The organism is Saprospiraceae bacterium, assembly GCA_016719615.1.
Classification (GTDB): Bacteria; Bacteroidota; Bacteroidia; order Chitinophagales; family Saprospiraceae; genus Vicinibacter.
Window position 1 is genome coordinate 589,516 of sequence record JADJYQ010000001.1, and the last position, 13,647, is coordinate 603,162.

Sequence of the window (13,647 nt, forward strand, 5' to 3'; positions counted from 1 at the left end):
TACTAACAACTGTTAACGATCAACGCTACTGCTTTCCGTTACTCAACTTACTTTTATGCATGCTATAACTAAAATAAATAATCAGTCCAATTCCTAACCAGCTCACAAACCAGAGCCAATTGGAAGCCGTCATACCCGTGAGCAAATAGCTGCAGCTCGTAACGCCAAGTAAAGGGATCAATGAAAGCTCTTTTAAATAAGAAAGCAAGGCTAATATCATCAGCAGACACCAAAAAATCAAAGTTGAGATTTTATAAGTGTGATCTGTTCCATCCAAATCAATTAAATGTTTAAAATACTCAGGAAAGATTAAGGATACCAGAAAGAACGTACCAATAACCAGGATGGGAAATAAGTATTTACCATTGATATGCCATAATTTAAAATGACCAGTTGATTCCGTATTCCGCGGAATGAATAAGATGCCTGCACATACCAGCACAAATGCAAATAAAGTGGCAATACTGGTAAAATCTAAAACAAAAGTTTTGTCTGTAAAAAAGATGGGCAAACCAACAACGATACCCGTAACAATGGTAGCAAAGGAAGGCGTTTTATATTTTGGATGAATTTTTTGAAAAACTTCAGGTAGCAGACCATCTCGACTCATACTCATCCATATGCGAGGTTGTCCCATTTGAAATACAAGTAACACACTGGTCATCGCTACAACAGCGATAAAAGCTACGATCATTTGCATCCAGTAAAGTCCGCGAACTTCAAAAATATAAGCTAAAGGGTCACCGATGCCATCAAATTGTTTGTAGTCTAAAACTCCGGTGAGAACAAAGGCTAATACAATATAGACGACCGTGCAAATGATCAACGAATAGATCATTCCCTTAGGGAGATCCTTTTGCGGATTTTTACTTTCTTCTGCAAAGACGCTGATCGCATCAAATCCTATGTAGGCAAAAAACACGCCACTAACCGCAGTCATTACACCTGAGAAGCCATTGGGCATAAAGTTGGCTTGTCCCATTTCATTGATCGGAAACCAATTTTCGGCTTGAATGAGAAAAGCACCTACAATGATGACCAATAATATTACGGAAAGTTTTAGCGCAACCATGATATTGCTCATGTTTCTTGATTCGCGGATTCCGATATAAATCAGGGCAGTGATTAAAATATTGATGACCACTGCAGGTAAATCAAATATGATCCTCAGATTTCCGATGAGGGGTGCATTGTTCCAGGCATTAATCAATTCCTGATTGATACTTGCATTTTCGACTGCTTTACGGGCTTCCATATGTGAGCAGGTAAGCCAATCGGGAATATGGATATTGAAGCGCTCCATCAGTGAAGTAAAATAATCACTCCATGAAAATGCAACGTAGATATTGCCTATAGAATACTCCATGAGCAAGGCCCAGCCGATGATCCAGGCAGCCAGTTCTCCAAAAGAAACATAAGCATAAGTGTATGCAGAACCTGCAACTGGGATCCTGCTGGCAAATTCAGCATAACAAAGTGCTGTAAAACCGCAGGCAATGCCGGTAATGATAAATAAAATAACCACGCCCGGTCCTGCTTTAAAACAAGCCTCACCCAAACTGCTGAAGCTTCCGGCACCAATGATCGCAGCGATTCCTAGTGCTGTTAAATCTCTGGAACTAAGGACTTTGTGTAAATGACTTTGGGCTCCGGATTCTTGTAATTGTTGGAGGGGCTTTCTTCGGCGGATCTCTTTAAACATATTATATAATTCTTTAATATTAAATGCTCTATAAGGGTAAACTTAGTGAAATTTTACGGTATTCGAAGAGCCAGACATGAACGAACTAAAACTTGATTTAAGGGAAACTGTTGAGATCCAATTAGATTTTTCATTTGAAACTTTAAAATTACTGGATAGTCCAGTTGCCGAAATTTTATCTTAACATTTAGATCTAATAGATTCAGAAGGGCAAATCCTCCGAATATCCCTGTGAAATAGCTGTTTAGAGATATATTTGTGCCTCTTTTAAAACTGAAAAGTAAATGGTAAACAGATATTTTGATATGATCGATCAGACCTACTATTTCCCTCAGGAAGGTTTTGATCTCGAAAAGGACAATTTAATCTTTAATGGCGTCCCTTTAATGGTGCTCATCGAAAAGTATGGAACGCCCTTTAAATTGACTTTTTTACCTAAAATCGCCGATCAGATTAAGAAGGCAAAGAACTTGTTCAACAAGTCGATCCGAACATTGGAGTACGACGGAAAATATTACTATAGCTATTGTACTAAATGTTGCCATTTTTCTTATGTCCTCAAGGAAGTATTACAACACGATGTACAATTGGAGACTTCATCTGCATTTGACATAGATCTCATTCAAAATTTGTATAAAAACGGACTTATTACCAAAGATCATATTATTGTCAACAATGGCTACAAACCAAAACAATATTTGCAAAATATTGCATCCATGGTCAATGCCGGATTTAAAAATATTATTCCCGTATGTGACAATATTTATGAACTTGACCAACTCGAACCCATGTTGCAGAAGAAGTGTAAAGTGGGCATCCGCGTTGCAACTGAGGAGGAACCAAAATTCGAATTTTATACTAGTAGACTTGGCATCCGCGCTTCACAAGTCATTGAATTTGCAAAAACAAAACTGAAAAAAAACAAGAAGTTTGATCTGCACATGGTACACTTCTTCGTAGATACAGGAATAAAAGATACGGTTTATTACTGGGGTGAATTGAAAAAGGGCATCAATACTTATATCGAGTTAAAAAAACATTTTCCTACACTCAAGGCCATAAATATTGGCGGTGGATTACCGATACGCAATGCGCTTGGGTTTGAATTCGATTATAAATATATGATCCACCAGATTGTAAAAATGATTCGCGATGCTTGTGATGAAGCCGGAGTTAAACACCCTGATATTTTTACGGAATTTGGAAAATACACAGTAGGCGAAAGTGGGGCAACGATATTTTCAGTCCTTGAGCAAAAACAACAAAACGATTCGGAGATTTGGTATATGATCGACAATTCACTCATGAATACATTGCCCGATAGTTGGGGCATTGCAGAGCGATTTATATTATTGCCTATCAATAAATGGTATAACGATTATTGTCGGGTAAACATCGGTGGATTGAGTTGCGATAATTCGGATTTTTATAATACTGAAGCCCAGAATCAGCAATTATTTATGCCGAAATATTTGAGAACGGATAAAGAGCCTTTATATCTTGGTTTTTTTCATACCGGAGCTTATCAGGATGCACTTTCGGGTTATGGTGGAATTAAACATTGTTTATTGCCTTCACCAAAACATATATTGGTAGACCGCGATGAAAATGGAAATCTCGTAGATTGGGTTTATAACGACGAGCAAAATTCAAGAGATATGTTGCGCATATTAGGATACAATTGAAATCGGGAATAAATAGTAACAATATGAAAAAGAATACAGAAACTTATGCAGGTGTTGCTGAGAAGTTTGGGAAATACGAAAATGCACAAGTCCTGCTTACTTCATTGCCTTATGATGGGACGAGCACTTGGGGAAAGGGTGCGGATAAGGGTTATGAAGCATTCATGGACGCATCTTCTAATATGGAATTGTATGACATAGAAACGAACAGTGAGCCTTACAAAAACGGTGTTTTTTTAGAAAAACCACTTAAACTTAAAAACTGTACTCCAGAAGAGATGGTACTCAAAATTTACAAAACGGTAACTGCACAATTAAAAACCGGGAAGTTGTTGACCTATTTTGGTGGAGAACACAGTGTAAGTATTGGAGTATTGCGAGCATTTGCAAAAAAATATAAAAAACTAACTGTTTTGCAACTCGATGCGCACACGGATGTATCTGAGAAAACGTTTCTTCAAAAGGCCAAAGTTTATTTTGCACACCAGATCATGGATAATGATTATTGGATGGAGGAAGCTATTAAGAAAATGACAAATGATGTTTACATTACGTTGGATCTCGATGTCTTTGATTCATCTATTATGCCCAGTACAGGAACTCCCGAGCCGGGTGGTATGCATTGGTATCAAATGTTACAATTTTTAAGAATGCTCTTTCTGCGGAAAAATATCGTAGGTTTTGATATTGTAGAATTGGCGCCTGCTAAAGGAAATAAAGCGCCTGAGTTTTTAGCTGCTAAATTGTATTATAAAATGCTGGCTTATTATTTCGAAAGGGCAAATAAAAAATCTAAAAAATAATTGCGAAGTGATTTACATTTTCTAAAGCTTTAAAAAAAATATCATGACAAATAAGGGTCCGGTTTCTCAATTTATCCAGCATCATTACCGCCATTTCAACGCTGCAGCATTAATGGATGCAGCAAAAGGATATGAATTGCATCTTACTGAAGGTGGTAAAATGATGGTTACGCTTGCAGGAGCCATGAGTACTGCAGAACTTGGAGTTTCATTGGCAGAAATGATCCGCCAGGGAAAAGTAGATATCATTTCTTGTACGGGAGCCAATCTCGAAGAAGACCTGATGAATCTGGTAGCTCATAATCATTACAGACGTATCCCCAACTACAGGGATCTCACGCCTGAAGAGGAGTGGGCTTTACTGGAAAAAGGATTAAACAGAGTTACAGATACCTGTATTCCTGAAGAGGAGGCTTTTCGAAGATTACAAAAACACATTCATGCACTATGGAATGGCGCGCAACAAAAAGGCGAAAGATATTTTCCGCATGAGTATATGTACCAAATGCTTTTAAGTGGCGTATTGGAACAATATTATGAGATCGATCCCAAAAATTCCTGGATGCTGGCTGCGGCAGAACGCAATTTACCCATTATCGTTCCCGGTTGGGAAGACTCCACTATGGGAAATATTTTTGCTTCGTATGTCATCAAAGCTGAGTTACAAGCTTCTACCATGAAGAGTGGAATTGAATACATGGTTTATCTAGCCGACTGGTATCGCAAAAATTCTGCAGGCAAAGGCGTTGGCTTTTTTCAAATTGGTGGCGGGATTGCAGGCGATTTTCCCATTTGTGTAGTGCCAATGATGTATCAGGATCTCGAATGGCACGATGTTCCATTTTGGTCCTATTTCTGCCAGATTTCAGATAGCACAACTTCTTTTGGCTCCTATTCCGGAGCCGTGCCCAATGAAAAAATAACCTGGGGTAAATTGGATATCCATACTCCTAAGTACGTTATTGAAAGCGATGCCACCATAGTAGCGCCTTTGATATTTGCATGGATATTAGGATGGTAAGCGAAAAGCTTTTAACTAGTAAAGATCGGAAGAATAATTTAAAATAATTGTTGTTTATTAGACTAACATACGTTAGTAGATGTTGATACCTACGAACCTAAAATAGGAAGTTTCCAATTTCCAGTTTTCAGTTTAATAAATCAAACAGACTAACAGACTAACAGACTAACAGACTATTCCCCCAAGCAGTCAAATAGTCAAGCAGACTTCTTCCTACAAGCCTACGAAATGAAGTTTCCAGTTTTCAGTTTTATAAATCAAACAGACTAACAGACTAACAGACTATCAGACTATCAGACTATTCCCCCAAGCAGTCAAATAGTCAAGCAGACTTCTTCCTACAGACAGATTTAATCTAAAGGCGGATTGTCTTCTTCTTCACCAAACAATGGCGCTTCAGAACGCAATTCGGGAGTAGGGTTGCCCGGTTTTTCACTTTCCTTGGCTTTTACGCTTTTAGTGGCATGTGGGACCAGAAGTAATCGTTGTTTTTCAATGAGGTCGCCGGAGACCGTACAAATACCGTAGGATTTATTTTTGATTCGAACCAGTGCCATTTCAAGATTTTGAATAAACTGCCTCTGACGCTCAGCCATTTTTGTCAGGAATTCAATTTCTGTATGTATAGAACTATCATCGAACCAATCGCCACCTTGCTCATCAGCCATGTTATCGCGGAGTTCCATCATCTGTTGCTCAATACCCGCGAGTTCGCTTTTTGTCAACTCGAGCTTCTCGTCGATGATTTTCTTGAATTCCATCAACTCTTCATCTGAATACCTGGTCTTATTCATTCTTGGAAATTTGGGCAAAATTAGATATATATTTTTTTAGGATGTGATTTTTTTTGAAATTTAAATCATTTAGTTTAAATACTTAATTATTAACATCTTTACATATATAAAAATAGTTTAATGTGTAATTTAATATTATTTTAAATATTATGATTTAATAGAACGCGTTTTCGATAATTTCAAATTTCCCATTCCGTTAATTTTGAATATCAAGCTCATGATCTGTTTGTGATCCTATTGATATTTTTTATAAATAACAAAACTTCAAAAGTAGTACGTATTATCAAATGTTAAAGTTTTGCTTATTATTTGGGAATCAGGTCTTTTCGTAATAATTTTGTAGGGTATTACAAGCCATGTGATCTTTTGGAATTTTCATCTTAATCGCATTGCTACCGGATACGTACTTCAAACAAACAAACACTTACTTTACTGAATTTCTCATTGGGCACTTCCTAAGTTTATAGCTTTTGAAGTTACTGGCTTAATTTATAAAAATTTGAACGGAGTGGTAATATAGATTTATTATTAATATGTATAAAGTTTTGATTTAATTTACTTAATATATATAAATATGCATTTATATTTGTTGGCAGAATCCAAATGAACATATTTGATATACGATTATGAAGAATTTATTTAAAAGGCGCGAAAAAAAGGAACACACAAAGCCTGAAATTGACCATCAAAAACAACTTAGTCCGATGGAAAGCGTACATGCCGAACAAGAAGTCCTCGAACTTCAAACGCATGGCGAATTTCTGGAAACGGATGAAGATCTTGGTTATTGTTAGTCTAAGGCTCTTTATGAATTGTCTGAATGGACTTCACAGTTCATAGACTTTGCTTGCATAGCCATTGGCCCAATTCCAAGCTAAACCGTTAGTAAAATTAATTTTGAAATCACAGATTTCTAATTGAAGTCTCCCTTGATTTTATAGTTGGGTCTTCATTTTTAGGGAGATCAATTAATTGGGTCACCATTTTCTCAAAAACACCATCCCAGTTTTTCCATTCACCTAAAAAATCAAAACTGCTGTTATGCCATATGATGTGGAAGTGGCCTTGATATTTCTTGCAGGTATCCCATAAGCTTTGCATATCCAGAATGGCCTGTGATGGCTGGTATTTGAGATAAGTCAAATATGTTCTATCCATTAATGAAAATGGGACAATTATCAATTCTGTTGATTGTTCTCGTTGGAGATCATACCAATGAAAAGGTCTGCAGCAAGCCGCTCTGAAGCCGGTTTGTTCTGCATAGCCCATGCTGTAGTCTTCCTGAATACCTGCTTCTATCAATAGGCGATAAGTGTCAGGTAATCCTATTCTCAGGTAATGTTGCCTGCTTTTGACAATAGGCTCAGAACAGCATTGTTGAAGCGTATGTAATTCTCGTTTGATGAGATCGGATTGCCGGTTACTTTCGTATGAAGGATGTAAGCCAATTTCTGAAAAGCGCTCCAAATCTTTAATTTTTAGCAGAATGACTTTTTGACGGAGTGAATGATTTTTATCATACGGACTTTGTCCGCCAGATAATATAAAATAACATAGCGATGATTTAGGAATATTCAGTTTGCGTACTTCTTCATATGTATCATAAGGATCTTTTATCAAACCCGAATAAATTTGAATCCTTTCCCAAACATCTGTTAGCTTGCCGGAAGACAAATCCTTTAGACAGCCGCCCAATTTTTTAAACAGAGGTTTATGTTGGTGTTTGTAAAATTGATCTACATCTATACCAACAGACCAATCTGTAAGTTGAGGTTTGAGATGGATGCTCATTCCAAAAAAGTCTTCTAGTTTTTTGGCCCATTCAAAAATCCATAGATCCACCAAGGGCAGATGTAAGATATTTTTTTTAAATAAGATACTTTTGCTAGCGGGGAATCGCCCATGATGATCCAGAGCGATCGGAAAATATTCCTCAATCCGGCTTAAATGCCAGAAAATTGCACTTATCAAATCAAAATCCTGGCTAATCTCGGCTGAACAATGAATGGTTTGCAAGAAATCTTCTCCATCTTCAATGAGTTTATCAAGCGTTTTATCGAAATGAACAGAACGGTTCATTTTGAATTCTTTTAACTTTAGATCTTCCTGACCATGTTGTATGGAGAGTCCGGTCCATTGAAGGTAGACTTCTAATTCCCCACAGGACTCTAAGCTCAAATTGTTAAAATAGCCTTCTATATGCCTGATCACATACTCGAATCTGGGCGATGGATCTTTGGTATATACAAGAACCTTGTTCATTTCGTTATTTTATCGGTAATATTTATAAAAAATAGTACTTTTAGGATGTGAAAATAACACAGTTGCCGTGGATACGGGATTACACTCTTCCAAACGATAACGCAAGGCTTATCGGTATGCGTCTTTTTTCATTTTATTTGACTTGCTTTTTAACCATTTCACTTTCTGCACAGGATGTATCATCAGACCGCATTCAGTCGGTGCGAAAAGGCATTATCTACAAATCGGAATGGTCGATAGATGCAGCAATTCACACCAATGGATTTTATATAGGTTATAACAAGGGGCAAATCAAATCTTATCATACCACAAAGACCTTTCATTTTGATTTAGGAATGCTGTACCATCCGCTGGAAACCCGAACTTCCAGGCCATCCAATGTATCTTTCAGAACTTACGATTCATATAAATATGGCAAAAAGAACCACCTGATTAACATGCGCATCGGGCGTGGCATTATAAAGACCTTGAGTGAAAAAGCCCGAAAAAAGGGTATCGCGGTGGGTCTTCATTTGCAAGGCGGATTAGTCCTGGGACTTTTAAAGCCTTATTATCTTAAAGTCAGGGACGAAAAAGATGGAAGTTTTTTTGTGAAAGATATCCGGTACGAAGATGCAAAGGAAGACTTTCTCAACTCTGAATTAATTTTAGGAAGAAGTAGTTTTTATAAAGGATTCAGCCAAATCAACTTTGTACCTGGTTTGTACGGAAGGGCTGCCTTTCGCTTTGACCCCGGAGCTTTTGAGAAACTAGTGCGGTGTCTCGAATTGGGCATTCAACTTGATCTCTATTCAAAAAGACCTGAAATGATGGTTCACGATAATAACCCATATCATTATTTAAACTTTTACCTGAATCTCCAGTTAGGTTCCAGACAAAGTCAAGCCGGTAAATCCAAATAATTAAATCCGTTTCGCATACCTACAATGATAGAACTCGACGTCGTACCCAATTCCGAATCTAGAGCCAGAAGACCTGACTGGCTTAGAGTTAAATTGCCAATTGGTGAAAATTACAGACACGTCAGACAATTGGTCGATCAATACAAGCTACATACCATATGTCAAAGTGGCAATTGTCCGAACATGGGTGAGTGTTGGGGTGCCGGAACTGCTACTTTCATGATTTTGGGAAATGTGTGTACTCGATCTTGCAGTTTTTGTGCTGTGAAAACAGGTAAACCTCCTGAATACGATCTAGACGAACCCCGAAGAGTAGCTGAGGCTATTTTTCTGATGAAGGTCAAACACGCAGTTATCACTTCGGTCAATAGAGATGAACTTCCAGACAGAGGCGCCGAAATTTGGTTTCAAACGGTCAAAGCTGTCAAAGAAGTTTGTCCGGATACTACCATAGAGACCTTGATTCCCGATGTAAAAGCCCATTGGCCTGCTTTGGAAAGGATGATCAGTGCGGGCCAGGAAGTGGTCTCTCATAACATGGAAACGGTGGAACGACTATACAGGTATGTCAGACCTCAGGCCAAATACAGCCGAAGTCTTGAACAGCTGCAAAGGATCAGAGAATATGGGAAACGAACCAAAACTGGCATTATGTTGGGATTGGGTGAAACCTTAGATGAAGTTTATAAAGCAATGGATGATCTAATAGACTATGGCTGTGAAATATTAACGCTCGGGCAATATCTACAACCTACGAAAATGCATATTCCCGTTCATGAATATGTCCATCCGGATGTATTTGCAGAGTTTAAAGCGGCTGGAATGAAAAAAGGATTTAAATATATAGAAAGTGGCCCTATGGTAAGATCTAGCTATCATGCAGAAAGGCATGTTTTTTGATACTTTTATGCTTTTTCTGAAGAATCAGTATTTACCCTGATGTTTTTTTGATAAAATTATACTCCCTTTGCAGTTGAAATAAATACATTATGTCGAAAATTTTTAAGCTAAGTGTCTGTTTATTAGCTTTTTGTTCAATCTTGAAAGCCCAGGTATACACCGTAAATAACAATTCTGATACTGACGACGGCACTTGTGATGCAGTGCATTGCAGTTTAAGAGAGGCTATTAATGCTGCTGAGGCAGATGGGGTCACAAGTACCATCCTATTTAATATACCTGGTGCCGGGCCTCATTCTATTTCGCCCACAAGCGTGTTTCCGGCTATAAACAATTCAGGTTTAAGCATTATTGGAGAATCTCAGCCGGGGGGTCCTGGGTCTGTTATCATAGATTTTAATTTTCGAGATTTTGTAGGCATTCCTTTTATCAGGGTTCAAGCTGGTTCTGTTTCGATCAGTGGATTGAGTTTCACAGATTTTCGTTTTGAAAATCCGGGTGATTGCATTTTGGATTATAACACTGCTCCGGATTGTGTGATCAGAGCTTCCGCTTTTTTTGCAGACAACAATCTGATTCCGGTGCCGGAAAAAGTATTTATACGAATCCGCGATGCAAACCAATTCAAATTGGTATCCAGCCATTTTGGAACAGACCTTGCCAAATCTTCTATCGTTCAGACGGAAGGCAAAGTAAAAGTGGAATCTACCCAGGCATTAAAAACAGTAAGCATCGATTCAAATATTTTTACCGCCAAAGTTCCGCTTGTCGAAATACATGCAGGTGATGTTTTTATAAATCACAATTTATTCGGCGCACTCGATACAAATAAAGGAGTTAATTTTTTGGATCCAACTATTGGAATTCTTGCCCCTTCCGCAGAACGTTTGACGATCAAAGACAACTTCTTTTTCGGATTTCTGAATTCAGGATTGGATATCAACAATGTACAACAAACAGCAGTGATTTCAAAAAATAGGTTTTACAACAATAACCTGGATATCAATGTCAACAATTCAACTCAAGGTATCATAGAAATCACTGATAATTTCGCCCGTAATGGGAGTGATTTTGTGAATGCAACAAATCTTTTTGAATTTTATGTAGAGCGAAACAGTCTCAATAATTATGATGTATTTATCAATGCCAATACACCTGCTGCTTTCAATGTATCGCGTTATATGGATAACAGGTTTACCTGCATATCCGGAAAGCCAGTATTTATGCCAGCAAGGCCTGTCCCTACAATTACCAATGTTAACCGGGATGCAGTTTTTGGTACAGCGGTACCAAATGATAGTGTCGTAGTTTATGCAAGAAGTACTTTATTATGTCCGGCAGATGATTGTCATGGTGGATTTGAATTGGGTCGTACTCAGGCAGATGCAACCGGCGGATGGATTTTAAATGCAGCGTATCCTAACAGGCACCAGCTGTCTGCTTATGAATTTGAATCGAATCCAGTTTTCAGACCGCGCATCCATTCTGAGTTTGGAAATTGTTACAGCTGTGTGGCTCCTGTACGTATACTTTTTGCTCCGGCATTGTGCTCAGGACAAATAGTCACCTACAGAGGTAAAGTATACTCTGATGCAAATCCCAAGGATTCTATTTTTGTAAGAGGCGATGGCGTAAGTATCTGTGATTCTAACATTATTGTGGATGTGCAGGTAGCCAATGCTTACAGACAAGTTTTAAACCTGGCAGTATGTTATGATGATACGCTGACTTTTGGGACCGTTATTATCCATAAAAATAATTTAATCGATTCTCTCAATTTACAAACATCTACTGGTTGCGACAGCAATATTATTTTCATTGGTCGCGAAGTTGGCGTAAGTAATTACAGCCGCACGATTTGCGATAATGCTTCTGTGGTGATAGGAGGAATAAGATTTGATAAGAACAATACCAGCGGAACAGCAATAATTCCCGGTGGCGCTCAATCAGGATGTGACAGTGTGGTTTTTGTGCAATTGAATATCAATAATTTTTCAGAATCATTTTTAACTCAAATCAAATGCCCCGGAGATTCTGTCGTCATTAACGGAAGGGTTTTTAATGAATCCAACCCAAGAGGAGATGTATTATTGACCAATGGATCCAGCACTGGATGTGATAGCATTATTCATGTCGATCTTAGTTATCCAAACAATCGTGGTTCTTTTTCGACAACGATATGTATGGGCGATAGTGTTTTTGTAGTAAATAGATTTTTTTCTGATCAGAATCCTACAGCTACCATTTTATTGCCTGGTGCTTCAAGTTTTGGCTGTGATTCCATTCTCGATGTTTCACTGTCAATCTTGCCAAATGCACAAGGATTTGTGACTTCTGAAATATGTAGAGGGGATACCTTTTTCATTCACGGAGAAGCTTTCTTTTCAGGTCGTCCTTCAGGTATGGTCCGCTTGGTTAATACTGCAACCAATGGATGTGATAGTTTGATTAATGTAAATATAACGACGATTATTGATGCTATAGGTAGTTTTGATACCACGATGTGTGAAGACGAATCAGTGACTTATTATGGTCAAACTTTTTCAATTTCTAGACCTCGTGGAAGTTTCAGAATACCCATGGGTTCTTTTCGTTTATGCGACAGTTTTGTAAATGTCAATATCCTTTTTAATCAAAATGTTTCAGGAATTTTTTCAACTACGATCTGCAGAAATGACAGTGTCCGCGTTGGGAATACTACTTTTTCTGTAAATAATCCAAGCGGCTCCGTTACTTTGTTTGGTGGTGCTGCAACCGGTTGCGATAGCACGATTTTGGTCAACGTACTTTTTAATTCACCATTGCAGGTAAATTTAAGTCCTGTGGATCTAAAATGTAACAGAGCCAACAGCGGTGAATTAGTGATTAATAGTATCACAGGCGGAAGTGGGACATACCAACTTTCGATTGATGGTGGTGCTCCTGTATCCGGAAATCCTGGGATGATCGTCACTGGATTATCTCAAGGCAATCATAGCCTTCGGGTGATCGACCAGTTAGGTTGTGATTCTTTGTTTAATTTTGCAGTAGGGGCTTCACAAATATTGCAGTTGAGTCTTCCAAATGATACGACGATCAAAACAGGCGGCGTTGTTAATATCATTCCTAGTTTAAATTTCAATTATTCGAACTTACTCTGGGATCCCAAAGATTTTTTAGTTTGTGATACTTGTTTGGTGACGCAGTCCATACCTAATCAAACGATTAGTTATACTTTGACAGTGACCGATCAGAATGGTTGTAGCATTTCAGATCAATTTACCATCACGGTGTTGATTGATGAAGCAGAGATTTATGTGCCCAATGTATTTTCGCCCAATGGAGACAACATCAACGATACTTTCAAGCCTGTTTTTAAATTCGAATCCAAAACAAGCATCCGCGTATTCAGAATTTTTGATCGTTGGGGTACTTTGGTTTTCGAACAGTTGAATGGTGCAGCGGGTCAGATTTTCGAATGGGATGGTACATATCAACAGGACAAAATGAATCCCGGAGTTTATACTTTTGCAATTCTCTTCGTAGGAGAAGACAATATTGAAAAGTGGAAGGCTGGTGATGTGACCTTATTGAGATAA

The 13,647-nt window shown here is 38.1% G+C and carries 10 protein-coding genes; 7 read left to right on the forward strand and 3 right to left on the reverse strand.

All coding sequences use genetic code 11. The features are described from left to right. Positions 1-25: 25 nt before the first annotated feature. On the reverse strand, positions 26-1,702 hold the full coding sequence (locus IPM92_02440; GenBank protein MBK9107253.1) for an amino acid permease: 1,677 nt from the start codon (positions 1,700-1,702) through the stop codon (positions 26-28). Positions 1,703-1,986: 284 nt separating this feature from the next. Between IPM92_02440 and IPM92_02445 the strand changes: the two genes are divergently transcribed. The 3 genes from IPM92_02445 to IPM92_02455 are packed head-to-tail and all read left to right on the forward strand — an operon-like array spanning position 1,987 to position 5,211. Continuing rightward, positions 1,987-3,387, forward strand: a complete 1,401-nt coding sequence (locus IPM92_02445; GenBank protein MBK9107254.1) for an arginine decarboxylase — start codon at positions 1,987-1,989, stop codon at positions 3,385-3,387. 23 nt (positions 3,388-3,410) lie between these two features. Further along, positions 3,411-4,190 carry an arginase family protein gene (locus IPM92_02450; GenBank protein MBK9107255.1) on the forward strand — a complete coding sequence of 260 codons (780 nt, stop codon included), beginning with the start codon at positions 3,411-3,413 and terminating at the stop codon, positions 4,188-4,190. A gap of 43 nt (positions 4,191-4,233) precedes the next feature. Continuing rightward, entirely contained in the window at positions 4,234-5,211 is a 978-nt protein-coding gene (locus tag IPM92_02455) for a deoxyhypusine synthase family protein (GenBank protein ID MBK9107256.1), read from the forward strand. Positions 5,212-5,561: 350 nt separating this feature from the next. Here IPM92_02455 and IPM92_02460 read toward each other — a convergent pair whose 3' ends face one another. Further along, positions 5,562-6,005 (reverse strand): TraR/DksA family transcriptional regulator, encoded by a 444-nt coding sequence (locus IPM92_02460; protein ID MBK9107257.1) that lies wholly within the window; start codon positions 6,003-6,005, stop codon positions 5,562-5,564. A gap of 626 nt (positions 6,006-6,631) precedes the next feature. Here IPM92_02460 and IPM92_02465 point away from each other — a divergent pair. Beyond that, positions 6,632-6,799 (forward strand): hypothetical protein, encoded by a 168-nt coding sequence (locus IPM92_02465; GenBank protein ID MBK9107258.1) that lies wholly within the window; start codon positions 6,632-6,634, stop codon positions 6,797-6,799. 109 nt (positions 6,800-6,908) lie between these two features. Here the strand turns inward: IPM92_02465 and IPM92_02470 are convergent, their stop codons facing one another. Further along, on the reverse strand, positions 6,909-8,267 hold the full coding sequence (locus tag IPM92_02470; protein ID MBK9107259.1) for a polysaccharide deacetylase family protein: 1,359 nt from the start codon (positions 8,265-8,267) through the stop codon (positions 6,909-6,911). 47 nt (positions 8,268-8,314) lie between these two features. Between IPM92_02470 and IPM92_02475 the strand changes: the two genes are divergently transcribed. The 3 genes from IPM92_02475 (at position 8,315) to IPM92_02485 (ending at position 13,647) form a co-directional block, all read left to right on the forward strand. Then, positions 8,315-9,169 carry a hypothetical protein gene (locus IPM92_02475; protein MBK9107260.1) on the forward strand — a complete coding sequence of 285 codons (855 nt, stop codon included), beginning with the start codon at positions 8,315-8,317 and terminating at the stop codon, positions 9,167-9,169. A 24-nt stretch (positions 9,170-9,193) separates the two neighbouring features. Further along, positions 9,194-10,069, forward strand: a complete 876-nt coding sequence (lipA, locus tag IPM92_02480) for a lipoyl synthase (protein MBK9107261.1) — start codon at positions 9,194-9,196, stop codon at positions 10,067-10,069. Positions 10,070-10,209: 140 nt separating this feature from the next. Beyond that, positions 10,210-13,647 (forward strand): gliding motility-associated C-terminal domain-containing protein, encoded by a 3,438-nt coding sequence (locus tag IPM92_02485; GenBank protein ID MBK9107262.1) that lies wholly within the window; start codon positions 10,210-10,212, stop codon positions 13,645-13,647.